Here is a 20344-nt window from a genome sequence, read left to right as displayed (position 1 = left end):
TTTAAACCTCGTTATTTATGGTGTGGTATTTAAAAATATATTCGTATGACTCGCGGTATAAATGCGAGCCGGTTTCAAAGTCGGGTATGCGGCCTTGCTTTAATGCAAGTTGCACGTTTATGTCATTATCAACAAAGCCTTGTTTGTTAAAAATGTTAGCAAGCTCTTTGGCTATGGCTTTGGCCGTAGCAGGTAGTTTGCTGTAACAGTCAAACTGAATGAGTGCTTCGCTTTGATTGTCTTCCATGTGAATTTCTATTGGTGTGTCATCAGTAATCACACTAAGCAATACATAGTTATCATCTGAGTTATGGTTAACAGTAAAGTGCAGGTTATTGCCAATTAAGGCGCTAAGCGCTGATGACGCGAGTGCTCTTGTGCGTATGCTGTTTTCTATCATTTTTGTTTGTTCTTTTTAGCAATGCGACGTTCAGCAAGCTTTATGCGCTTGGCTAAATTTCTGTTTATGACAACAACAGCTTGATTAGTACGCTTTTTGAATGCTTGGCGAATAAATGGGTCTGCCTGCTGGTTGTTAGTACCGTATTCAACTTGCACAATGTAAGGCACTTTAAACACACCTACACGTACTAGCGATACAACCCCTTTGCCAAAGCGGCGGGTTTGACGCCCTTGTCGATTAGTGCTGGCTTTTACTTGAATGCGCGATCTTAAAAAGCCAGGGCGAATCTCTACTTTTTGGCCGCGCTTGGTTTTAACCTTACGAACTATGTCTGATTCTGGCGCGTTGCGCTGCATACCTTGCTGGTATTTAATAGCGCCTTGTTTTATCGCGCTGGTCATCATGCCGGTGGCCTTTTTTGCCCCCACTTCTTTGGCTATATCAAGCAGTGCTTTTTCCATTTGTTTAAGGCCAGAAATATCAATACCTGTATCAAGCATGTGTTATCTCCTTAACCGCGATAATAGTTAATACGTTTGCAAAGTCTTGATTAACGGGTGTACCAATGATTTCAAACACGCGTTGCTTATAAACGATTTGATGTGTTGGGGTTATTTTATTGCTGAAACGGCACGAAATTGTGTGAGTAATTTCGCCCATTAATTGGCCGCTTTGCTCAAACTCTTTAGCGGCCCCCGTTTGTATGTTTACCCAACGGTAAAATTCATGCGCATGGCTGTTTGTGTTATAGCCGTCATTTGACTTTACACCTTCACCAAAGCTGGCTTTGCAATTGTAGTTAGCAGCTGGGAGCGATTTCATAATAGTTCAACCGCCAGTTCGTCAGCAATGGCCTTAAATGCATTAGGCATATCGTAAAGTTTGACGGGTGCTGTGTCTTCGCGGTTACGAAACCAATCTGCAATTAAAACTAAAATAGCTTGTTTTGCTAGGTTGTATTTATCCTGGTCTAGTAAGGTTGTTACATCAATTGCATTGTTATCAACCGCAGCATGACCAAATACACATTCTATTTGTACGGCATCAGCAACTTTAAAACCTACCGCTGGCCAGTGCCCGCCTAGTTTAGGGGTAATAGTAGCGGTTAAACCATGTTCAATTACACGGTATTCATTTGGGTCGATTGTGACTAACTGACCTAAGTTGTTAATATATTTAATTGAGTTAATGCTCCGAAGCGGCGCGTAAGGCAAGTGAATTTCGTTGCAAAACTTGGGCAGTGCAAACTGCCATGTTTGCTCTACTAATAACCTGCCACTACGTTGTTCAAAACGTTTACGCGCACGAGGCACCAAACTTTGCAAATAATCATGGTGATCATCATCAGCATGGGCATGTACTGCTAGTTCGTCAGCTGTGAATGGCTCTATGCTTGGTGCCTGTATTAACTTTCGGAGCATTTTCATTATGATTACTCTTTGCCGTCAGTATTTTCGTCAGTTTCACTCTCTGCGGCTTTATCAGTCGCATTAAGGTCAACAACTTCAACTTCTAGCTCTTTGCTACAGTAATCAACCGCTGCTTTGTCACTTGATAACTCACCTACTTTAATAAGTGGTTCAAGTAACTCGGCATCACCTTTTACAAGTGCGTTTGGCTCAAAAGATTGATCAGCAATCACACATGCAACCAGTACACGTGCAGTAATTAGCTTTTTAGCTGCCATGGTAAAATCCTTAGTTAAATAAAAAAGCCCCTTTACAGGGGCAATTGGAGCATCAATTAAGCAGCTGCATTTTGGTAGTACTTAACAGCACCACCTACATCAATGCAGCGGCCACCAGTGCGCATAAACGCTAAGAAACCGACTTGGCCCTTGCGGCTATATGCACTATCGGTAAAGCGGAAGAACAACATTTGCGATACATCACGCACAATGTATTTAGAAAAATCACCAAATAAAACCGACTTTGCGTTAGCCGCCATGGTTGGAATATGTTGGTTAGTTGCATATGCTTTACCTAAAATAGTATTAGGCTCTGAGGCTTCCATACCCGGTAACCAAAGCGGGCGGCCTTGCAGGTCTTTAAGTTTTTTAACTACTTTAATTGTGGCGTCGTTCATCATATAACCGCATTGCATACTTCGGCGATACGCAGGGTCTACGCTGTGTTGTAAATCAACCAAGTCATCATACGTAACGGTAGCAATTTGGCCTGAAGCGCCTACTTTACCCGCCGTGGTATCAGCTAAAATACCGTGTGGTTTGCCTGTGCCATCACCATTAATAAAGCTATCTTCCGAGGTGCGCCCAATACGCATACCAATTTGACCATTAATGTAACCTTCTAGGTCAAACTGAGTGTCTTGCAATAATTGGAACGGTACCGCAATCACTTTAGAGCTGATCATGTGCGTATCAATGTTACGAACACCAAATGAAGTATCTTCATCATCTGCTGTGCCATTTTCTGCTAACCATTCGCCTTGCTCAGCCGTTGCGTTAGCCGTAGGCCAAGGAATTGTAGAGCCGGTTGCTGTAGGTACTACGGTTGCAAGCTCACGCATGCCGCCATACGCTTTAAGCGCTTGTGAAATGCCTGGGGCAATTTCATCAGCCGTTAAATAGCCACCTTCTGAACCTTGCCCTGTACTCATAGTGTTTTTAGGGCTGTCGATACGGGCTTGAACTGCGCTGCGTTGTTCTTCATTGAGCGCCGACATACCACCGCGTAACCAAGATGCATAAGCGGCTTTCTCTTGGTGAAGTTGGTGCTCTGCTTCATCAGTAGAAATACCGTTATTATCAGCGCGGTCTTGAATGGTTTGCTTTGACTTAGCTTGTAAGTCGAGCACTTTTTGTTGGCGGTCTAAATCGCCATCTAGTGCATCTATTTTATTAACTAGGTCATCGTACTGCTTTTGCTTGTCTTCGCCCCAAGCCTGGTCTTTTGGGTGATCCGTTACTAATTGGTTTAGGGTTACAGCTAAACCTTTTCGCTGCTCACGCTTTTGTTGGATAGACATATTTCAATTTCCTCAATTTTAAGTACAAAAAAAGCACCCGTAGGTGCTTTAGTAGTGGTGCCAGCGGAGCTAGCCAGTAGTTAGCAGCATGTTGGCAAATCGCTCTAGCCGTTCACGCTGCACAAATTTATCTTGTGGTTGTTGGGGTTTAGGTGCATTTTGATATGACGTTAAATCCCATGCTTTATTGGTGGTTTTATCGCTTGCACCATCTTGCATAATGCTATCTACAAAGCCATGTTCTAATGCTTCTTGAGCAGTAAACCATGTTTCGTTTTTCATCCATGTGCGTACTTGTTCTTCGCCAGCTTCTGTGCGTTTTTCGTAGTCGTTTACTATGGTGTTGTCGACTTTATCAAGCATATCTGCGGTGTCGCGTATCTCTTGTGCATTACCTAGGGCAAGTGTCCAGGCGTAGTGGATCATGTAAAAACCTGAATCAGCTATTTCAATAGTGTCACCTGCTAATGCAATACGTGTTGCTGCACTGGCTGCTATACCGTCTATATGTACATGAATTTTTGCAGAGTGCGCTTTTAAGCTTGAGTAAATGGCTGTTGCTTCAAATACGTCACCGCCTGGGCTGTTAATATAAACATCAATGTCGGTTGCATCAGTAATACTAAGCAGGTCACGTTTTATCATTTCTGCTGATACGCCCCACCATGGATCAATTACATCGTAAATCAAAAATGCTGGGCGGCTTTCGCCTGCGTTGGCCAGTGGTGATTGTTGCTTTACTTGATAACCAACTTGGTCACGGTTTTGGCAGTTATTTTTAACTAACTGCATTAATTTGCGGCTGTTATTCATGATTCGTTTTCCATTGGTTGATTATTTGCAATTGGGTCGTATGGCAAAGCGTATTTACCACCAAATTCAGGTAAGTTTTCGAGCTTACGAACTTCGTCTATGCTCATCCAGCCGGGGCCTTGTGAGCCACCAATTGCTTGGCGGTATGCTTCGTTTCTATCTTTAAGCGTTAAGCGCATTAAATTAGCGGCTATAAACTCGGCAAACATCGGTTTGTTTAAAAACAGTTTGCGGTTTATCTCTTGTTCAAACCGGTTTAGGTGTGGCCCAAGTGTAAAACGTAAGAACGATAAGCCAATTTCACCAATACCTGAGCCCCACGATGTTGATTTTTGCTCTTGGTTTACCATAAAGCTCGGTAAACCAAATGCGCGGGCTATGTCGGTAATTTGAAATTCGCGTGATTCAAGCAGCTGTGAGTCTTTAGCTGATACGCTAAGTTGTTTTACATCTGTGCTGTTATCAAGCACGAGTGGAAATTTTGAGTTTTCAATACCACCGTATGCTTTAACCCATGCATTTCTGAATGATTCTTTTTGTGTTTCGTCCCACTTGCCTTGCTTAACAACGGCCACACGTTGCGTTGAGCCCGATTTAAAGAACTCGCCGCTGTGTTGCTCCATGGCCAGTTCAAGGCCAATGCTATTGAAAGCGCCCCACTGAATTACTGACATAGATTTAAGGCCGTTAAAACCGAAGCCCGGAAAGTGCAATATGTCGTCTTGATCAAATCCGCGGGGAGTACCATCAAGTGTAAAAAAGTAATTTAGCCGGCCGTTGTTGTTAACAACATTCATACCGACTGGGCTGATTGGTAAAATCTCTTCAATATCACCATTTCGATCACGTAATAACACTGCGTAACCATCGCCATGCAGTAAAACACTTGAAACCATGAACTCCCAAAACGTTGCAGCACTCCACACAGCTGTGGGTTGTAGGTTAAAAAGATTAGCTAAAGTGTGGTTAGCAAGGCGTGTTTTATCGCCACTGTCACCACGCTCAAAGATATGTACGGGCATCTGTGCTATTGCGCCTGCAATTAGGCGCACACAGGCAAACACAATAGACACTTTCATTGATGTTTTAGGTGTTACAGCTGGACCTGCCAATGATGGCATGACGCCAAACAGGTCAGATAAATTATTTATATCCTGAACTGTAATATTTTTTTGATCAGCAGTATTGTTCACTGTTTTTGTAGTGTTGCGACTTAAAAACGGGATTTTAAACATTAGAATTCCAAAAACTCTTGGTTAGAACCATCATCTTCTTCCGGTTGCCATGAACCGATGAAGGCCAGTAACTTAGCGACGGCGGTATCTATTTTGTTGTCTTTATGTTCTTTTACTGGTCGAATGTATTTACCGTCCATGGTTTCTTTGGCTATTACGTTGCCTAAGCACCAAGTAAGAACTGGATCACCGTTATGGTGTATGCGGCCTTGCCTAAGTAAGTTTTCAAACTCACGCATTGCCGGCGAAAAGTTAGTGTAATTTTGTGACACCTTAATTGGCTCTATGCCTGTGCTGTTTTGTACACGCTGTGCGATAGGCGCGGCACCTGCAGGGTCGTAAAATAAGCCAGTAACTTGATAGTTTTCGTTGTCGGTTTCGATAGCGCGCTCTACTTCGTCGTAATCTATGCTGGTACCTTCGCACTCAATTAAGTGGCCTTGGTCTACCCAGTCGCGATAAATATCTATTTCGTTTGCTTTTGCCTCTGTTACATAAGTTTTAGCAAAAAAGTAGTAATGTAATTTGCCGTTTATCTCGCGGGTAAAGCACGTTACATCGGCTGTTAAATCGTCTGACTCTGAAAGGTCGACGCCTTTTGTGCATTCCTCACCAGTAAATTGCTCCATTGTAAGGGTGCTATCAGCAGCTGATAACCAATCTTCAAGGTTAAGCCAGGACTCGCGAGCACCTACCCATAAATTAAGGTGCTTTGTTTTAAATGCGTTTTGCTTACGCGCTGATTGCCTTGCTTTTGAAAGCTGGTTTAAAAGAAACTCAACTTCTACAGATATACCAAAGTTAGGATTAGCCTTGCGCAGTGCTTCTTCGCTTTGCCAGTCGTCATCTTTATCTATGGTGTAAATCATAGCGAAAACAGTTTCGTCGGTGCGGGTTCCTTCAAGAATCTCTTGGCACTCTTTTTGGAATTGACCACATGGCCCAAACCAATTAGAACCAGCTGTTGATATGATCCATTCAAGTGGCTGCTCTCGGGCACCCATGCCGGTGATCATCGTATCGCGTTGGTCGTCATCATCATGTTCGTGGTACTCATCACATAAATAACAACTTGGTGAACCACCATCGCCAGGATTACCAATTAAGCGTTCAAACTTGCCGCCGTCCGTTGTTTTTTCTATTTGCTGAGCAAACAATTCAATATTAAAACGGCGTCTAAATATAGGCTGTTTTAAAGCCATCTTTTTAGCTGGGTTAAACACTTCGTTAGCTTGCTTTTGTGTAGTCGCACCGCAGTAAACTTCAGCGCCTGGTTCATCATCATTCGCTAGCATGTACAAACCAATGGGAGCAACCCAAGTAGATTTACCATTCTTGCGCGGTACTAGCGTGAATGCTGTACGAAAACGCCGGCGATGACTTTTAATATGTTTCCAGCCATATACTTGGGCTGTTATCCACTTTTGCCAACCGCTTAGCTTAAGTAAACCTTCATGACCTTTCGCTCTAGCCCATTTGCCTTTTACATGGCTGAAGGTTTCTAAAAACCAAATGACTTTAAGTGCGGCTTCAGGGTCAAAGTAATAAGGAAAGTCCTCAGTCCCTGCTCGTTCTAAATCTCTGCTTTCACGTTCTACCGCTAGCCGTTCATATTTATTTGCAGGGCGCTTACCGCTTAAAACCTCCTCTGCGTATTGTTCTATATCAGCAAGGTGATCACGCCCAAATGTAGGATAGTTATTACGCATCTAATATAAATCATCAAATAAGCCAGGCTGTAAATTGTTAAACCGCTGATCTGTCGCAGGGCTACCGCCAATCTGATTTATCAAACTGTTGAGTTTGCGCCAGTCGTCATTGTACTGGCTGGCCTCTGGCCGTGTTTTATGCTGAATACCGTTGCGGCCTTCAGTTGTATATTTCCAATCATTCGTATCTAAATATGCAAGAGCCGCTTCCATGCGCGCTATCACAATACAGTACTCTTTAAAAAACCGAACATAGTGTGGCTTAAAGCGATTAATCTTTACATACTCAGGTATATCACTATTCCATACCTGCTGTTCTGGTTTTGACATACCACGCGGACGCGATTGGGTCGCGATCTTTTTCGCGTCCGTATCGCTAATTTCCTTGTTTTCAGTAGAATTAGGAAACTGAACAACCTTATTAGTTGCGTCCTCTGCTACTGCTGGGTATCTACCTGCCATAATTACCAAATAATCTCTTTAAGTGGGTTTTTCAATTTCAATTCTGCCCCGCATAAAAATCTAATTGAGGGGGCGGTGTACGTGGAGTAGCGCTAAACTTTGCCTACCCCCGGGTTAAGACTTTCACGTGACTCAAGTGCTGTTTTTTCTTTATCACAAGACTGACAAATAGTCTGAAGATTATCTATTCTATCCTCACCGCCTTGACTGATAGGTACAATATGATCACATATGCCATGGTAAGCACCGTGCAACTCAACAGACGTCAAGACACCTTTAGCTTTACATATTTGGCATAAGAAGTTATCACGATGAAATATAAACTCTCTTGTTCGTTGCCACACGCGGCCACCTCTACCTGATTGCTTATTACCATCACGCTTACGGCCAAACGGCACACGCTTAGGACATGACTTATCGCGATGTACGGCTCTGCATTGAGAGCACCAAGAACCAGGCTTAGTTGCCATTTAACTTATCCTGGCATAGCAGCTGTGCTTGGTCGCTCTGTTGAAGTGCTTCCATACGAGCACGATGAAACTCTCTATCATCCTCGTACTTACGTGCTTCACGTTCGTTACGCTTATGCTGAAACCGCCAGTTAACTAAAAATGTTAACGCAGCAAACACAATACCCAGTAATATCGCCCATTCGTTCAAGCTTAAAATCCCTCCAGCCGCTGTTGCTAAACTTGCACTGTAAGTCGTTGCACTTACCGCTTTTTGCATAGCTATATCACTAGTCTCTATTCGCATTGTTCCAACTTCTTGCTCTTAACAATTGCTCATTACACGTATCAATAACAGACTCTAAATAAGCCGTGTACTGGCTGTGTGATGCATTATCACCAACCGAATTAATATCAACTGGGCATGGCTGAATGAACTCATTAGGCATAAGCACAAACTCATATTTAGTTTGCACTACCGTCTTTATTACAGGCTTCAACCCTTGCGTACTTGAACATGCTGATAACAGTGCTAGGCACACAATCAATAGCCCAGGTCTTAGTTGTTTCATTAGTTGAAAGCCTTAACGCATCAAGCTGCGCAGTAGAATATTGGAGTTGAGTTTTAATCGAAGTTAGCTGCTGTTGGTGATCAGCTCTTAGCTTAGCCAATAAGTCACGCTCTTTAATCAGCTGCTTATTCTGCTGATCAGCAACTGCCAAACTATTTGTCAAATACTCTGCATGGTTCATATAACTTTGTACTGATGCTTTAAGCTGCTTATTATCATCAAGCGCCCTAGTTAAGTCATACTCAAGCCCCACATACCTAACTACAGCAATGCCCAACATAGTTGCTAAGCTTGCAAAAACAATCTTATTTAAACTAAGCATCAGTTAGCTCACTCAAACATAGTTGGCGTTCTAGCTCTCGGCGCTTAACTAAGCCAGCAAGCTTACGGCCATCAGCGTACACCCAACGTGGTAACTCATTACACGCCTTAACACGTTCATCGTTATTTAAATATTTAAGCAGCGTACTACTACGGAAGTTCCCAGCACCAACGTTGTAATGAAATGACAAGTAAGCAGCATGCTCACTTGTTGAAAGCGGTTGCTTAACCGCTCTCAATAACTGCTCATTATGAACACCTAAGTCCATAGCAAACAGGTTCAAACATTCAGTCTCAGTGTAAGTCTTACCAAGCTCAGCTGTTTGGGTATGGCCAAAGCAAGCAGTAACCACACCAACAGGATCCACATAACCTGTTCTTACCTCACCCTCAAATTCAGCAACCATCACACCAGCCAAAGCAAGAACACCCGTAACACCAGCGGCTAATAGTTTGTTAACTTTCATTTAAGGCCTCAAACGTAAAAAACCCGCTAAGGCAAAACCTAAGCGGGTTACAACAACAGGATTGTAAGGATTAATCAGCAGACACAAAAAAGCCCAAGGTGTTAACCTCGGGCTTTATGATGCAGCTTTGCTAAGCTTACTTGAATTAGTATAGTTATTGGGCGCTGGATTGCAAACTATATTTGATACTTTATGATATTAAATGAGATTTATAGATAGTTTTTAATCGTTCATTAATTGCTGATGAGAGTTCTAACAATAAACTAGGCTCAACAACAACCCTATTTCTTATCTGGTTTGGAAGTTTAGAGAAGGAAGTAACAAACTCATCGTCTTCCAACACAGTTGCTGAAGTTCTTTGACCATTTTCCAGCACAAATAATATGCGCTGATAATCTAGTTGAGCTGTGGCTGATAATGCTTTATTGCTTTGCATTTGGTCAAAAGCTCGAATAACTTGTAAATGAAATTGCGGGCTAATCCACATTGCATAAGCATACACTAATTCTTTGCTAACCCATGAACCTTGAAGTTTTCCACCTCTAAGCGTTTTATAAGCGATCCGCGAATTAGCGGAACACCCTATTTCTTTAATTAGCTCTTTGGTTTGAGCATTACGTAAAAATTGGTGTGGCTGTGTAGCTTTAGTACCGCCACTGACTTGATGTAGGTCATTTAATGAATACAATCCATCAATCAAACGGATTTGTTTAGATAAAATTGATAAGTTAGTCATTTCTGACTCCTGTTTGTTTATTTCGATTTATCACCCTATTTTCGAAGATAGGGTGTCGGGAGGTTCGAAACCTGCAAACAGACAGGCGTGCTTATTCCCCTTGCGGGTATTATATTCACAGCCCTCCCGACATAACACGAGTAATTGAGCCTAGATTTCAGGCACAAAAAATCCGCTTCTTTCGGGGCGGGTATCCGCTGTTTGTAAGAGGTTTCGACGCCTCACACCGAAAGATAAGTTTAAAGTTGTTATAAGTCAAGTTAAGCAGCCTGTTTAATTATTACGCCCTTAGCCAGCAAATGGCCCTCAAGCCAAGCTACGCCACTAAGCAAAAGTTTCTTAGCTTTAGTTTCACCAATATCTAAATTCTTAGCTATTTGCCTAGTACTCAACTGAGAGCGGTAACTCATCATAACCACCACTTTCGTTTTTGGTGCGTACTGGCCTAGCATCGCCACCGCTTGGTCAATCAACAAACCCATATCATCATCAATAGACGTAATCACATCATTCGATGCAGAGCTCAACGTAAGCCCTAAACCAGCCTGAGACCACACACCCCACTCGTTAAGCAAATCGTCAATAGTCGTAACTAACTGCATCATCGTTCCCCGTTAAAGCCAAATAACAAATTAAAACCGCCTTGGTCACCCTTATTTTTACCGTGACCACCTACCGTGACCGCTACAACCCTTGCAAATACTCTATTGGTCATACTGGTCATGGTGGTCATAGTGTTTTTACATACACAAGAACCAACATATAAATATAAAGTACAAAATACGCGTGTCCGCACACACCCGCGCGCGTATGTGTGCGCGAAAACACCGTGACCACCGTAACCACCATGACCACACCAACAACCACGCACCTTACAGCGGTCACCACTGCTGGTCATGGTCACAGTAAACAACCTACTTAACATTCCAAAACCCCTCAGGCGGCACATAAAACGCAGGGCGCTTACCATCAACGCGTTTTTTCTTCTTAGTAAAGCCAAGCCTGTGCATAATCTGGCCAACACGCTTTTGTTCAGGCGGTCGCATAGCATGAGGATCCATACCTAGCACCTCAGTCATAATATCGGCCAGCGAATAATCCCCGCGCATATTCTTAAGCAACCAATCATAAATAAGCCCTTCCCACACATCAGAGTCAAACCTATCCTCCTGCTGCGCTTCAAACAAATGCTTATACTCATCAGTAGGCCACCAAGGCATCCCCTCATTAAACAAATGCAAAGCCTCCGCCCAAAGCTGGTCCCTATCACGGGCAATCGCATCCTGACATATCTTCGTACACATCACAGGCCAGTAACGTCGGTTACCAGTAGAATCCTTTAAATACCTATCTTGGTTAGTCGTCCCAACAAACACACATTGCCTAGGGAACTCCTGCACCATACGCCCATAACTCGGGCGGTACCTATCAACCTTAGAACCAAAGAACTGTTTAGCCTTGGTATTTTCAGCTTTATTAAACGAATCAAGCTCAGCAAGCTCAATACCCCACATCCCCTGCATTTGCTGAAACGTATCTTTTTCACCAAGGGCCATAGGCGTATCAGTAAACCAATCACCAAACAAATTGTTACACATACTCGACTTACCTAAGCCCTGCGAACCCTCAAGAATCAAAACCGAATCCACCTTAACAGGCGGGCACATCACCCGCGCCACAGCCGAAACCAAAAAGAACGTCCCAACCATAGCGGCATAGTCAGTATCTTCAGCGCCTAAATAACTATGCAACCACACAGCAACCCGTGGCGTACCATCCCACTTAACCGAGTTTAAATAATCCTTAACAGGATGAAAGGCATGCTCTTCAGAATGAACCAAAATAGCACCCAGCACATCATTAGCCCTAGGCGTAAAACCATAGGTTTCAGAAAGGTAAATACGTAAACGCTCAGTATCAGTGTCGGTCCACTCACCCACCTTACCCTTTAAAAAAGGCGGCTTCTTACGTTTAATAATGCGGTAACTAAAGTCGCAATAACCCAACACACCATCAAAAGCAGGGTCATTTTCAAGCACCAACTTTGTATTGCTAATACTCGCCTGAGGGTTACCCGAATTAGTTCTTTGGAAATTGCGCTGCCACTGCTCATCCCCCAGAGAACGCTGTCGCGCGTCAGCGTTTTGCGGCGGCGGGTTATTTTCATTATTACCATCATTAGCACTAGGCTTATCAACAACATTAAGCAGTTGCGTTTTAACCTCATTAAGGCCAGCGCTAACGTGTAAATCATTCCAATCATTTAACTTATTACCTGCCATTACGCCGCCTTATCCGCCACAGCAGAAAAGTCAGGCACAGCAACCAAACCACAAACAGCAGCTGCCGCCTCATTAGCCTTCGCTATGCCCGGGTTACCTTTTGTATTAGCATCATCATCAGCGCAAAATATAAAAGTCTTATCAGGTAGCTTCTCTTTTAGTGCTAGTGCAACAGGCATTAAATTCCCCACATCAAGCGCCACCGCACACGGCCACTCAGTTGCCATATGAATACTCGCACCCGTTGCATAGCCTTCGCATACAGCCAAAATATTGCAACTGCTCGCCTTACCAATAAAATGAAACAACCCAGCCTTACGGCCATGCTTTAAAAAGAACTTACCCCCCGTCGCATTAATAATCTGCACATTCCAAAGCGCCTTATCAATATCAATCAACGGAATCGCCAAGTCCCCACGCTTAATATGGAAAATAGAATAATCGCGTTCATCCTTAGGTGGTAAATCACTTAAAAACTGCTTAACCTCTTTTGCACCAGTAACATACTCAGCCACAAAATTAGGCCGCATAATCACAACAACAGACTGCTTAAACGCCCTAACCCCAAAACCAATCACCTTTTTTTCGCTCAAATACTTATTAGACTTAACCTTAATCGTAAATTGGTCAAGTAAACTACTGGCAAATTCCGCAACAACCCCATGCCAACGCTGGCGCGCGGCTTCATCTTCGGCCTCTTGCGCTTCGCGCTCCTTAGCACGCTTGGCAAATTCAGCATTAAGCCTAGCTTGCTCTTCGGGTGATATAGGCTCACGTTTAACAGTAAAGCCATTATCCTTAGCCATACCAAAAACAGTTTTAATCGTAGTACCGCCGCCAGCTTTAATGCTACGCCACGTACTTTTAATATCGCTCGGTTTATATTGCTCACTGCCAGCGCTCCAACTATCAAACGCATCAAAGCCCGCATCACCAAACTCATTTTTAATACCCATGCCCACCTTAACCCACTCATCACGCGAGCAATTAGGGTCAAGGTACTGCAACGCATCATGTAAATCCTGCAAAGTCGTTTGCTGCATTGTTTTAAATCCTGTTATTAAGCGCTTCCTTAAATTAGTATGTTCAGTAACCAAACCAACAAACCAAAATAAGGAAGCTAAATGTCTAATGGTTATGAGACCCCTAGTTATGAAACTATCCGAATAGATCATCCTAAACTTCGAAAATTTGCACCGTTAATTTCTCCAAAGGCTAAACCCATTAAAGTCAAAATGTCTGATAAGTTGAGACCTGAGGGTTGTTGCTATTGGAACGTTGCCGAAGAAATTGAAGCTCATGGAGGCGTTCCTATATATGGTTGGCAAATAATGTACTGGCCGAAAAGGTTCATTGAAGCTATGCATCATGCCATTTGGAAGATGCCAGACGGGACCTTGGTTGATGTCACGGCAAAGTACGAAAGCGATCCGGTTAAGAGCCATACAGTCTTCATTCCTGATGATAGAATCACTATCAGCCTCGAAAAGCCTTGCTTTGTTCAATCTAAGCACTTTCCCTTTAAGGACGAGCCAGCTATTACAGAGCTTATCTCCGCATATAGGAATAAAAACATCGCAGAAAGAGCCATGGCCGAACTTAGTTACAAGTATGGGTATAGAAATCAAGGTCAAAAGGCTACTGCTAAAGGGGTCAGCTTTAACCCAAGCAGTATTCAGTTCCCTCTTGATTTTCAAAGAGAGATTGCGCCCATACATGCCACTTTTCAAAATGCTATGAATCAACTCGGTACGGCAATCCGCAGAGTCAAAGCTTTGGATGCTGCCAACACTAGAGGTGGTGCCTGACAATGGAATATAGATTTGTTTATTCTCATCTATAATTTCAATCATAATTAAATACCACTCAAAGCTATCGGTAGTTGTAATTCTGAATTTTCAACCGATAGCTCAACATTCAAACTTCTAACCGCCATAAATCACCTGTATAAAAAAACATATATTGCACAGGTTTATTCCACATTGAGTTATTGCACTAAAATTAACCGCACAACAACACAGGAATAACCCCAATGAAAACCATCAATTTAAGCAGCGTGTTTGCTTTCCTCAGGCGGATAGATGTCAGGCCGCAGTTCATACCTAGACACACCCGTAACTTTTTCAATAAGAATCACTTTATCAGGCGCAACTTTACCGGTTCTTAGCCAGTTAGATACGTTTTGTTGAGAGGTTTGAATTGCGTCGGCAAGTTTTACTTGGCCACCTAAGGTAGCAATTGCTTTTTGTAATGCTGGTTGAGTAGTCATTTTGATACCTACTTTGTAATTAACTCCTCACATCATACAACTTAAATTGTAATTTACAACAATTTAAGTTGTTTTCTATGTTACAAATTTTCTTGTAAAATGAGAAAAACCATAAAAATTAATAATTATGAATACATTAGCTAAGCGTTTAAGTTATGTTTTAGAGATGAAAGACATAACTCAGGAAAAAGTCGCTAGCGCTATAGGTGCTAGCCAGCAGTCCATTCATGCCATATGTTCGGGTAAGACCTTAAAGCCGAGAAACCTTGTTGCTATAGCAAGGTTCCTAAATGTATCACCAGATTGGTTAGAATCTGGCAATGGTAGTATGGGTTTAAGTGAAAGCAACACTATAGAAATGAAAAAATTTAGTCCTAGCGTTCCGTTAATCAGCTGGGTGCAAGCTGGTCATTGGACTGATATACATTTAAATGATATTGACGAATTTTACCCATGCCCAGAAAAACACAGTCAATTAACATACTCACTTGAAGTAAAAGGCGAGTCAATGTCACCCGACTTTATCAATGGCGAAATAATCTTTGTTGATCCAGAGGTAGAAGCGCGTAATGGTTCGTGCGTTGTTATTAGGCAAAATGGCAATACTGAGGCTACATTTAAACAACTAATTATTGATGGCTCACAAAAATACTTAAAAGCACTCAACCCAAACTGGCCTAACCCAATAATAGAAATGCTGCCTGATGCCGTCATTTGTGGCGTAGTTATTGGTAGTTATAGAAAAAGAAATTAAACCAATCAAAAGGATTTTTATAATGAAAAAACTATTTCCAATCTTTGTATTCGCTCTAACAATGTCTGGCTTTGTTCATAGTACAGATATGAGAAACGTTAACTGGGGTATGAGTATAAAAGAAGTCAAAGCCGCCGAATCAGTTAAACCTGAGCTAGAAAAAGAGAACATGCTTGGGTTTATTGATCAGCTGGATGATAAACAAATCTTTGTAATTTACTATTTTACTGAAGGTAAATTAGGTAAAGGGCTTATACGTTTTAATAATAAGCGAGTTAATAAAAACGGTTTTATTAGAGACTTTAAAACCATAGACGACTTACTAAAGAAGAAATACGGTGAACCTATGGATTCTAGGGATTTATGGTCTAACGACATATTTAAGGATGATCCAAACAGTTATGGAACTGCATTGGCTGCTGGTGCATTAATGAAATTCAGCAAATGGGAGTTAGAAAAAACTAATATTTACCATATGGTATCTGGGGAAAATTATAAAGTAAGCCACGCTATAGAGTTTTCTGCTAAGCAGTTAGGTAAAGATATAAGCAAAAAAATAGAAGAGAAAAATTTAGACAAGTTATAGGCTCAATCGCCCTCTTATAAAACCGCCTTTCGGCGGTTTTTTTATGCCCATCAAAAATCCCACCTAAACAACAATACAATTTAAATTGTAATTTGTATTGACTTAAACAATTTAAGTTGTATTCTAAATAACAACTTAAATTGTTAGAACTCATTATGAACACTACACGCACAGAAACCGGATACCAGCTTGACGGCATGCATGTTAACGCCAAGCCCTATTCACGCTTACCAACTCAACAGGCGCGTACCTTGCTATTGGTCGCTAAAGGCCTACCGCAAAAAAGCATCGCTGATGAGTTGGGTGTAAAACTGTGCACAGTTCGCCAAGCGTGTAACGAGCTCAGCTTTAAATTTAACACCCATTCCATGCGCCAAACGGTTCACCAAGCAATCAAGCAAGGCGTATTGCGCTATACAGTATGCGTACTGCTTTGCCTAATTAGCGCAGCAAATAACGACCTAGAGCGCAGTTTTAGAACTATTCGGGTAGCCCGAACAGTTCGCACCACCCGTTTACGCCACCTGCGTGAACTGCAAAACGACTTACTAGCAGCCTAACGGCACAAGGAGAATAGCAATGACCAAAGTATTTTTATTCCCAACAGCCCGAAATAACGCCGCAACAGCCCCGTTACTTCATAAGCTAAAACAAGCCCAAAAGGTATGCCCGTTTGAACTGGTAATTCCAAACATCAAAGCGGCCAATAACCCATACCCTGAGCCACCACCAACCGCGGCGTAACTCAGGGCCATAGTTTCACAACCTGCTGGCGCGTACTTGCCCAACTAGCCCAGCCGAGTGGTTGCCGTAAGCAACCAAACAACACAACAGGAAAAGGATAAACACCATGCTAAACGTATTTACATCACTGGTAATAAACCAACTAAAACAACGCATTCACTTTATGAACCAGCGTATGCAAGGTGAAGAACTACGCATTTACGAATCAGGTACCAAATACTGCATCATCGTATTTGTCGATCTAAATACACAAACTGTACTCAGCACATGGGCACTAAACGCCAGCGCCAAGCGCGACCTGTGTGTCACCAAAGCGTTTTTAAGCCTTATTGAAAACACCCGTTCACAGCAATCATTACTAGCAGCGTAATGACTGAATTTGAGCAAGCAACGCTCGAAACCTTGGTCAGTTTTAAAGCCAAAGACCAAGCCGAGATCAAACAGTTACTAACTAACAAAAAGCTCAAAAAAGAAGCCTGCGAACTGGTAAGAAAGTGGAACGAACAGCGCTTAAAGCTCGGTTTAACGCCCTGGCAATAGTCATTACTAAACTAGCAATATTGATGACCGTAACCACTAAAACAAAATTTTACCAACTGAAGGATAAAACAATGCACAAATTTAAACGCAACTGTGTAGCCCAACAGCGGGTCCGCATACGTCAATACTATCAACGTAAAAAACAGGCTGAGCAGGTAAAAGAGCCTAAACACACTAAGGAAGCAGCATGAGTAAAGTATATCCAATTGATCAAATGTCCTTAATTTCAGCTATCAACACCGAGCTGACTAGGCAGCACCCTGAAATGCCATTAATTTCATCTGTTTTTAACAAGTGCATTGAAGCCGCAAATTTAATTTGTGAAGAGTGCGAGCGTGAAAAAGTTATGGCAACTGAGAGGATGAGTCTTAGCGAATGGTTTAACTGTGACGACACAGGCCTAAGCTCGTGTTTTATGGCATATGTAATTGATAGTGGTATTCCACCTCAAATCCCCGTTCAAGAGTACGCATATCCAAGAGATGCCGACGACCTAGGTCGCTGTATCAGAATGGTCCGCGCTTGCGAGCTAGAAAACCAATTGTTTTTACTACGAACAGCAGGCCACGAATGGAGTTTAATTTCTAATCAATGGGATAACTTAACTTCCTTATACGATCAAAAGCAATGGGAAGCAATCAACACATTCTTAACATTAATTAGTAAGTAGATGGCTAACCCAAACACTTTAATCACCATGCCAAAGGCCTGTATTAGCTGTCAGGCCTATAAACACATTGGTAAAAGCGACGATCCGCACTGCCCACATACAGACTGGCGCGGCCAAGTTAAAACAAAAACCCGTTATGGCCACTGCCAAACCCACGGCACTCAAGTATTCATAACAGAGCTGTGCAACCAATATCAGCAAGAGCCATTTATAGAAGTGGTTGATGCTGATAACAGGCCAACAGCAAAACAGCCAAGGCAAGAACGCTTAGCATTTTAAATAACAGGTGACATATGAAATATATTTTAGCCCTTGATGGTGTTGGTTTTATAACTGATGAGGTAAAACTATGAAAAATATTAAATGGTTTCTAAGTGAATTAGCACTGGCCGAACCTGAGCAATATGAAGCAGGTGAGCTTGAAATAATCTGTGAAGATGAATCAGGCCGTGAGGGATATACATCATTTGAAATTAAAGATTTAGCCGAAGATTCACTTAAGCTAATTGAAAGCCTTGAAAGTAAACTTGATGAAGCCAACGAGTTACTTACACGAGTTTATGATTCAGGTATTAAATTAGATGAACTTGAAGAGCCTATTCATTTCTATTTAGTAAAATAAAGGAACCAACATGGCTAAAAAAGTAATCACAATTTTAGAAGATGCCGATGGCGTTATTATTGAAATTCGCACCAATGGCCGTCGCGTAAATTATGAGTGCGAAGACCTAGACGAAGCACTAGAAGTACTCCCCCACTTAGACGAACTGCAAACAGGTGACTTATGAAAAAGCCTAAATTAATGAAAGCCCGTTGTTGGGCAAAAGAACACTTCCACGGCGATTCACTCCCAAGCTATCAATCACTTCGTGACTGGGTAGCAACCGGCTATGTGCAAGGTGAATTGGTAGGCCCAGGGCAACAAGTGTATATTTACGAAGACCAACAACCAGGAACGCATGCAAAAGCAAAAGAAATTGCATTGCAACTAGCAGCGAACAGCTAACATGGCACCAAGAAAACGACTTAACAAAAACCGAGACCTGCCGCCGTTTTTATACTTTGATAAAAACGCCGGCTATCAACTCAAACTAGTAAACGGCAAGCGCAAAATAATCAGCCAAAACCGTACTGAGGCAATTATCATCGCCAACGAGTACAACCGCATAAAGCGCGGCGGCTCATTACTAGACGACCTAATCAACGACACCGCCTCAAAAACCAGCTTTAGCAGCTTAGTAGATAAAATAATTGAGCGCATGACCGCCGATAAAAAACCCGGCAGCAGTGTTATATCTACGTGGTTAAACGACGCCGAGCGCGTTAAATCATACTTCACCATGCCAGGCGAAGAAATAACCCTAAGCGACGTAACTAACTACATGGACCACTTTCATCAAAGCGCCAGTAACAACGTATACAACCGCAAATTAACCTTTCTTGAACTCGTATTCGACTACGCCAAAGACACAGGCCACATGACCACCAACCCAGCAGCGCTTAAAATTAAAAAACCAAAAGAAGCCAAAAAGCGCAAAGCCCTGGACGTAAACGCATTTGAAAAAATACGCGCCGCCGCCCCACTATGGCTAAAAACAGCCATGGACTTAACCATGCAAACCACCCACGCAGTACTCGAAGTCTCGCGCATAGAATACAAACTAAAAAAAGCAGAGCCAGGGCGCTGTGGGTGCATTTGGTATAAAGAACCACTCACAGACCAATACGGTAAAATTTACGGCGAACTGGCCATACACCGCCAAAAAACCTATAAAAGTGAAGCGTCGCACGTAATAATACCCATCAACGACACAATAAAAGCCATTATCGACAACAGCCGCGACAACACCGTATCGCCCTATGTCGTGCACAAGCTGCCTAAAAAGAACTCAAACCCAACCAGTGCATTGGTAAATCATATAACCCAAATCGTAAGCAAAAACATCAGCCGCGAATTTTCAAACGTACGCGACCAACTAGGCCTATACAACAACCTAAAACCAGAAGAACGCCCAACCTACCATGAAATACGCGGCCTTTCAGCACGCCTAATAAAAGCCCAAGGCTGGGATCCACAAACTAGAATGGGCCATTCAGACAGCAAATCAACCAAAGTCTACACCGAATTCGGCAAGCAAATAGAATGGGTGCAAGTGCCTAATTTAACGGTAAACCTAAGCTAAACCAGCAACGGCAAAATAAACCATGATATTGACAAAAAATAACAGTCAGCCCATACTTAGCGCGTACCAGCAAAATCTGGTTCCCGAATTGGCATTCGGAAATTACTTGCGGAGCACAACACGCCCTAATATTTAGCGTGTTTTTTTGTGCATGCTCTCCA

At 42.5% G+C, this 20344-nt stretch carries 34 protein-coding genes; 13 read left to right on the top strand and 21 right to left on the bottom strand.

Annotation, left to right across the window (positions count from 1 at the left end; translation table 11 throughout):
• Position 1: 1 nt before the first annotated feature.
• The 20 genes from H5159_RS15095 to H5159_RS15000 form a co-directional block, all read right to left on the bottom strand.
• Entirely contained in the window at positions 2 to 400 is a 399-nt protein-coding gene (locus H5159_RS15095) for a hypothetical protein (protein WP_182780563.1), read from the bottom strand.
• Positions 397 to 903 (bottom strand): HK97-gp10 family putative phage morphogenesis protein, encoded by a 507-nt coding sequence (locus H5159_RS15090; RefSeq protein WP_182780562.1) that lies wholly within the window; start codon positions 901 to 903, stop codon positions 397 to 399. Before H5159_RS15090 ends, H5159_RS15095 begins: the two co-directional genes overlap by 4 nt.
• Positions 896 to 1225: a phage head closure protein gene (locus H5159_RS15085; protein WP_182780561.1), complete on the bottom strand. Its 330-nt coding sequence runs from the start codon at positions 1223 to 1225 to the stop codon at positions 896 to 898. Before H5159_RS15085 ends, H5159_RS15090 begins: the two co-directional genes overlap by 8 nt.
• Entirely contained in the window at positions 1222 to 1830 is a 609-nt protein-coding gene (locus H5159_RS15080) for a hypothetical protein (RefSeq protein ID WP_182780560.1), read from the bottom strand. Before H5159_RS15080 ends, H5159_RS15085 begins: the two co-directional genes overlap by 4 nt.
• A gap of 5 nt (positions 1831 to 1835) precedes the next feature.
• Positions 1836 to 2090: a hypothetical protein gene (locus H5159_RS15075; RefSeq protein ID WP_182780559.1), complete on the bottom strand. Its 255-nt coding sequence runs from the start codon at positions 2088 to 2090 to the stop codon at positions 1836 to 1838.
• 56 nt (positions 2091 to 2146) lie between these two features.
• Positions 2147 to 3391 carry a phage major capsid protein gene (locus tag H5159_RS15070; protein WP_182780558.1) on the bottom strand — a complete coding sequence of 415 codons (1245 nt, stop codon included), beginning with the start codon at positions 3389 to 3391 and terminating at the stop codon, positions 2147 to 2149.
• Between the two features lie 69 nt (positions 3392 to 3460).
• The gene (locus tag H5159_RS15065) at positions 3461 to 4204 is read right to left on the bottom strand and encodes a head maturation protease, ClpP-related (RefSeq protein WP_182780557.1); all 744 of its coding nucleotides are present in this window, start codon (positions 4202 to 4204) and stop codon (positions 3461 to 3463) included.
• On the bottom strand, positions 4201 to 5439 hold the full coding sequence (locus H5159_RS15060; RefSeq protein ID WP_182780556.1) for a phage portal protein: 1239 nt from the start codon (positions 5437 to 5439) through the stop codon (positions 4201 to 4203). Before H5159_RS15060 ends, H5159_RS15065 begins: the two co-directional genes overlap by 4 nt.
• Positions 5439 to 7148: a terminase large subunit gene (locus H5159_RS15055; protein WP_182780555.1), complete on the bottom strand. Its 1710-nt coding sequence runs from the start codon at positions 7146 to 7148 to the stop codon at positions 5439 to 5441. The genes H5159_RS15060 and H5159_RS15055 overlap by 1 nt, the downstream gene beginning before the upstream one ends.
• Entirely contained in the window at positions 7149 to 7610 is a 462-nt protein-coding gene (locus H5159_RS15050) for a P27 family phage terminase small subunit (RefSeq protein ID WP_182780554.1), read from the bottom strand.
• Positions 7611 to 7702: 92 nt separating this feature from the next.
• Positions 7703 to 8080, bottom strand: a complete 378-nt coding sequence (locus H5159_RS15045; protein WP_182780553.1) for an HNH endonuclease — start codon at positions 8078 to 8080, stop codon at positions 7703 to 7705.
• On the bottom strand, positions 8070 to 8366 hold the full coding sequence (locus tag H5159_RS15040; RefSeq protein ID WP_182780552.1) for a phage holin family protein: 297 nt from the start codon (positions 8364 to 8366) through the stop codon (positions 8070 to 8072). The genes H5159_RS15045 and H5159_RS15040 overlap by 11 nt, the downstream gene beginning before the upstream one ends.
• Complete coding sequence (locus H5159_RS15035; protein ID WP_182780551.1) at positions 8350 to 8535, bottom strand: hypothetical protein; 186 nt, start codon at positions 8533 to 8535, stop codon at positions 8350 to 8352. Before H5159_RS15035 ends, H5159_RS15040 begins: the two co-directional genes overlap by 17 nt.
• Positions 8525 to 8953, bottom strand: a complete 429-nt coding sequence (locus H5159_RS15030) for a hypothetical protein (protein ID WP_182780550.1) — start codon at positions 8951 to 8953, stop codon at positions 8525 to 8527. The genes H5159_RS15035 and H5159_RS15030 overlap by 11 nt, the downstream gene beginning before the upstream one ends.
• The gene (locus H5159_RS15025) at positions 8946 to 9419 is read right to left on the bottom strand and encodes a lysozyme (RefSeq protein ID WP_182780549.1); all 474 of its coding nucleotides are present in this window, start codon (positions 9417 to 9419) and stop codon (positions 8946 to 8948) included. The genes H5159_RS15030 and H5159_RS15025 overlap by 8 nt, the downstream gene beginning before the upstream one ends.
• 190 nt (positions 9420 to 9609) lie before the next feature.
• Positions 9610 to 10155, bottom strand: a complete 546-nt coding sequence (locus H5159_RS15020) for a KilA-N domain-containing protein (protein WP_182780548.1) — start codon at positions 10153 to 10155, stop codon at positions 9610 to 9612.
• A 260-nt stretch (positions 10156 to 10415) separates the two neighbouring features.
• Positions 10416 to 10760: an antiterminator Q family protein gene (locus tag H5159_RS15015; RefSeq protein ID WP_182780547.1), complete on the bottom strand. Its 345-nt coding sequence runs from the start codon at positions 10758 to 10760 to the stop codon at positions 10416 to 10418.
• The gene (locus tag H5159_RS15010; protein ID WP_182780546.1) at positions 10757 to 11080 is read right to left on the bottom strand and encodes a hypothetical protein; all 324 of its coding nucleotides are present in this window, start codon (positions 11078 to 11080) and stop codon (positions 10757 to 10759) included. Before H5159_RS15010 ends, H5159_RS15015 begins: the two co-directional genes overlap by 4 nt.
• Positions 11070 to 12437 carry a virulence-associated E family protein gene (locus H5159_RS15005; RefSeq protein WP_182780545.1) on the bottom strand — a complete coding sequence of 456 codons (1368 nt, stop codon included), beginning with the start codon at positions 12435 to 12437 and terminating at the stop codon, positions 11070 to 11072. The genes H5159_RS15010 and H5159_RS15005 overlap by 11 nt, the downstream gene beginning before the upstream one ends.
• Positions 12437 to 13480, bottom strand: coding sequence for a PriCT-2 domain-containing protein (locus H5159_RS15000; protein WP_182780544.1), 1044 nt, complete (start codon positions 13478 to 13480; stop codon positions 12437 to 12439). Before H5159_RS15000 ends, H5159_RS15005 begins: the two co-directional genes overlap by 1 nt.
• Before the next feature lie 81 nt (positions 13481 to 13561).
• Here H5159_RS15000 and H5159_RS14995 point away from each other — a divergent pair, with 81 nt between their 5' ends.
• A complete protein-coding gene (locus H5159_RS14995) occupies positions 13562 to 14245 on the top strand; it encodes a hypothetical protein (protein WP_182780543.1) in 684 nt (227 codons plus the stop codon).
• A gap of 239 nt (positions 14246 to 14484) precedes the next feature.
• Here H5159_RS14995 and H5159_RS14990 read toward each other — a convergent pair whose 3' ends face one another.
• On the bottom strand, positions 14485 to 14706 hold the full coding sequence (locus H5159_RS14990) for a YdaS family helix-turn-helix protein (RefSeq protein ID WP_182780542.1): 222 nt from the start codon (positions 14704 to 14706) through the stop codon (positions 14485 to 14487).
• A 127-nt stretch (positions 14707 to 14833) separates the two neighbouring features.
• On the opposite strand from H5159_RS14990, the gene H5159_RS14985 reads away from it, so the two are divergent.
• The 12 genes from H5159_RS14985 to H5159_RS14930 all read left to right on the top strand — a co-directional run bounded on the left by H5159_RS14985 (position 14834) and on the right by H5159_RS14930 (position 20183).
• Positions 14834 to 15460, top strand: coding sequence for a LexA family transcriptional regulator (locus tag H5159_RS14985; protein WP_182780541.1), 627 nt, complete (start codon positions 14834 to 14836; stop codon positions 15458 to 15460).
• Between the two features lie 22 nt (positions 15461 to 15482).
• A complete protein-coding gene (locus H5159_RS14980) occupies positions 15483 to 16046 on the top strand; it encodes a hypothetical protein (protein ID WP_182780540.1) in 564 nt (187 codons plus the stop codon).
• A 155-nt stretch (positions 16047 to 16201) separates the two neighbouring features.
• Positions 16202 to 16606, top strand: a complete 405-nt coding sequence (locus tag H5159_RS14975; RefSeq protein ID WP_182780539.1) for a LuxR C-terminal-related transcriptional regulator — start codon at positions 16202 to 16204, stop codon at positions 16604 to 16606.
• A 19-nt stretch (positions 16607 to 16625) separates the two neighbouring features.
• Positions 16626 to 16790: a hypothetical protein gene (locus H5159_RS14970; protein ID WP_182780538.1), complete on the top strand. Its 165-nt coding sequence runs from the start codon at positions 16626 to 16628 to the stop codon at positions 16788 to 16790.
• A 106-nt stretch (positions 16791 to 16896) separates the two neighbouring features.
• Positions 16897 to 17160: a hypothetical protein gene (locus H5159_RS14965; RefSeq protein ID WP_182780537.1), complete on the top strand. Its 264-nt coding sequence runs from the start codon at positions 16897 to 16899 to the stop codon at positions 17158 to 17160.
• Positions 17160 to 17330, top strand: a complete 171-nt coding sequence (locus H5159_RS14960) for a hypothetical protein (protein WP_182780536.1) — start codon at positions 17160 to 17162, stop codon at positions 17328 to 17330. The genes H5159_RS14965 and H5159_RS14960 overlap by 1 nt, the downstream gene beginning before the upstream one ends.
• A gap of 187 nt (positions 17331 to 17517) precedes the next feature.
• The gene (locus H5159_RS14955) at positions 17518 to 18000 is read left to right on the top strand and encodes a hypothetical protein (protein ID WP_182780535.1); all 483 of its coding nucleotides are present in this window, start codon (positions 17518 to 17520) and stop codon (positions 17998 to 18000) included.
• Positions 18001 to 18279, top strand: a complete 279-nt coding sequence (locus tag H5159_RS14950; protein WP_182780534.1) for a hypothetical protein — start codon at positions 18001 to 18003, stop codon at positions 18277 to 18279.
• Positions 18280 to 18349: 70 nt separating this feature from the next.
• Positions 18350 to 18622, top strand: a complete 273-nt coding sequence (locus H5159_RS14945) for a hypothetical protein (RefSeq protein ID WP_182780533.1) — start codon at positions 18350 to 18352, stop codon at positions 18620 to 18622.
• 10 nt (positions 18623 to 18632) lie between these two features.
• Positions 18633 to 18788, top strand: coding sequence for a hypothetical protein (locus H5159_RS14940; protein WP_182780532.1), 156 nt, complete (start codon positions 18633 to 18635; stop codon positions 18786 to 18788).
• The gene (locus H5159_RS14935; protein ID WP_016899770.1) at positions 18785 to 19006 is read left to right on the top strand and encodes a hypothetical protein; all 222 of its coding nucleotides are present in this window, start codon (positions 18785 to 18787) and stop codon (positions 19004 to 19006) included. Before H5159_RS14940 ends, H5159_RS14935 begins: the two co-directional genes overlap by 4 nt.
• Before the next feature lies 1 nt (position 19007).
• Positions 19008 to 20183 carry a recombinase gene (locus H5159_RS14930; RefSeq protein ID WP_182780531.1) on the top strand — a complete coding sequence of 392 codons (1176 nt, stop codon included), beginning with the start codon at positions 19008 to 19010 and terminating at the stop codon, positions 20181 to 20183.
• The last annotated feature ends 161 nt before the right edge of the window (positions 20184 to 20344 follow it).

Source organism: Pseudoalteromonas sp. SG43-1 (assembly GCF_014164415.1).
In the GTDB taxonomy this organism is placed as follows: Bacteria; Pseudomonadota; Gammaproteobacteria; order Enterobacterales; family Alteromonadaceae; genus Pseudoalteromonas; species Pseudoalteromonas distincta.
This window is presented reverse-complemented; position numbering and strand designations above follow the sequence as displayed.

Excerpts from the sequence above, each read along its gene's own strand:
- H5159_RS15095 (WP_182780563.1), bottom strand. The coding sequence starts at position 400 with ATGATAGAAAACAGCATACGCACAAGAGCACTCGCGTCATCAGCGCTT.
- H5159_RS15090 (WP_182780562.1), bottom strand. The coding sequence starts at position 903 with ATGCTTGATACAGGTATTGATATTTCTGGCCTTAAACAAATGGAAAAA.
- H5159_RS15085 (WP_182780561.1), bottom strand. The coding sequence starts at position 1,225 with ATGAAATCGCTCCCAGCTGCTAACTACAATTGCAAAGCCAGCTTTGGT.
- H5159_RS15080 (WP_182780560.1), bottom strand. The coding sequence starts at position 1,830 with ATGAAAATGCTCCGAAAGTTAATACAGGCACCAAGCATAGAGCCATTC.
- H5159_RS15075 (WP_182780559.1), bottom strand. The coding sequence starts at position 2,090 with ATGGCAGCTAAAAAGCTAATTACTGCACGTGTACTGGTTGCATGTGTG.
- H5159_RS15070 (WP_182780558.1), bottom strand. The coding sequence starts at position 3,391 with ATGTCTATCCAACAAAAGCGTGAGCAGCGAAAAGGTTTAGCTGTAACC.
- H5159_RS15065 (WP_182780557.1), bottom strand. The coding sequence starts at position 4,204 with ATGAATAACAGCCGCAAATTAATGCAGTTAGTTAAAAATAACTGCCAA.
- H5159_RS15060 (WP_182780556.1), bottom strand. The coding sequence starts at position 5,439 with ATGTTTAAAATCCCGTTTTTAAGTCGCAACACTACAAAAACAGTGAAC.
- H5159_RS15055 (WP_182780555.1), bottom strand. The coding sequence starts at position 7,148 with ATGCGTAATAACTATCCTACATTTGGGCGTGATCACCTTGCTGATATA.
- H5159_RS15050 (WP_182780554.1), bottom strand. The coding sequence starts at position 7,610 with ATGGCAGGTAGATACCCAGCAGTAGCAGAGGACGCAACTAATAAGGTT.
- H5159_RS15045 (WP_182780553.1), bottom strand. The coding sequence starts at position 8,080 with ATGGCAACTAAGCCTGGTTCTTGGTGCTCTCAATGCAGAGCCGTACAT.
- H5159_RS15040 (WP_182780552.1), bottom strand. The coding sequence starts at position 8,366 with ATGCGAATAGAGACTAGTGATATAGCTATGCAAAAAGCGGTAAGTGCA.
- H5159_RS15030 (WP_182780550.1), bottom strand. The coding sequence starts at position 8,953 with ATGCTTAGTTTAAATAAGATTGTTTTTGCAAGCTTAGCAACTATGTTG.
- H5159_RS15025 (WP_182780549.1), bottom strand. The coding sequence starts at position 9,419 with ATGAAAGTTAACAAACTATTAGCCGCTGGTGTTACGGGTGTTCTTGCT.
- H5159_RS15020 (WP_182780548.1), bottom strand. The coding sequence starts at position 10,155 with ATGACTAACTTATCAATTTTATCTAAACAAATCCGTTTGATTGATGGA.
- H5159_RS15015 (WP_182780547.1), bottom strand. The coding sequence starts at position 10,760 with ATGATGCAGTTAGTTACGACTATTGACGATTTGCTTAACGAGTGGGGT.
- H5159_RS15010 (WP_182780546.1), bottom strand. The coding sequence starts at position 11,080 with ATGTTAAGTAGGTTGTTTACTGTGACCATGACCAGCAGTGGTGACCGC.
- H5159_RS15005 (WP_182780545.1), bottom strand. The coding sequence starts at position 12,437 with ATGGCAGGTAATAAGTTAAATGATTGGAATGATTTACACGTTAGCGCT.
- H5159_RS15000 (WP_182780544.1), bottom strand. The coding sequence starts at position 13,480 with ATGCAGCAAACGACTTTGCAGGATTTACATGATGCGTTGCAGTACCTT.
- H5159_RS14995 (WP_182780543.1), top strand. The coding sequence starts at position 13,562 with ATGTCTAATGGTTATGAGACCCCTAGTTATGAAACTATCCGAATAGAT.
- H5159_RS14990 (WP_182780542.1), bottom strand. The coding sequence starts at position 14,706 with ATGACTACTCAACCAGCATTACAAAAAGCAATTGCTACCTTAGGTGGC.
- H5159_RS14985 (WP_182780541.1), top strand. The coding sequence starts at position 14,834 with ATGAATACATTAGCTAAGCGTTTAAGTTATGTTTTAGAGATGAAAGAC.
- H5159_RS14980 (WP_182780540.1), top strand. The coding sequence starts at position 15,483 with ATGAAAAAACTATTTCCAATCTTTGTATTCGCTCTAACAATGTCTGGC.
- H5159_RS14975 (WP_182780539.1), top strand. The coding sequence starts at position 16,202 with ATGAACACTACACGCACAGAAACCGGATACCAGCTTGACGGCATGCAT.
- H5159_RS14970 (WP_182780538.1), top strand. The coding sequence starts at position 16,626 with ATGACCAAAGTATTTTTATTCCCAACAGCCCGAAATAACGCCGCAACA.
- H5159_RS14965 (WP_182780537.1), top strand. The coding sequence starts at position 16,897 with ATGCTAAACGTATTTACATCACTGGTAATAAACCAACTAAAACAACGC.
- H5159_RS14960 (WP_182780536.1), top strand. The coding sequence starts at position 17,160 with ATGACTGAATTTGAGCAAGCAACGCTCGAAACCTTGGTCAGTTTTAAA.
- H5159_RS14955 (WP_182780535.1), top strand. The coding sequence starts at position 17,518 with ATGAGTAAAGTATATCCAATTGATCAAATGTCCTTAATTTCAGCTATC.
- H5159_RS14950 (WP_182780534.1), top strand. The coding sequence starts at position 18,001 with ATGGCTAACCCAAACACTTTAATCACCATGCCAAAGGCCTGTATTAGC.
- H5159_RS14945 (WP_182780533.1), top strand. The coding sequence starts at position 18,350 with ATGAAAAATATTAAATGGTTTCTAAGTGAATTAGCACTGGCCGAACCT.
- H5159_RS14940 (WP_182780532.1), top strand. The coding sequence starts at position 18,633 with ATGGCTAAAAAAGTAATCACAATTTTAGAAGATGCCGATGGCGTTATT.
- H5159_RS14935 (WP_016899770.1), top strand. The coding sequence starts at position 18,785 with ATGAAAAAGCCTAAATTAATGAAAGCCCGTTGTTGGGCAAAAGAACAC.
- H5159_RS14930 (WP_182780531.1), top strand. The coding sequence starts at position 19,008 with ATGGCACCAAGAAAACGACTTAACAAAAACCGAGACCTGCCGCCGTTT.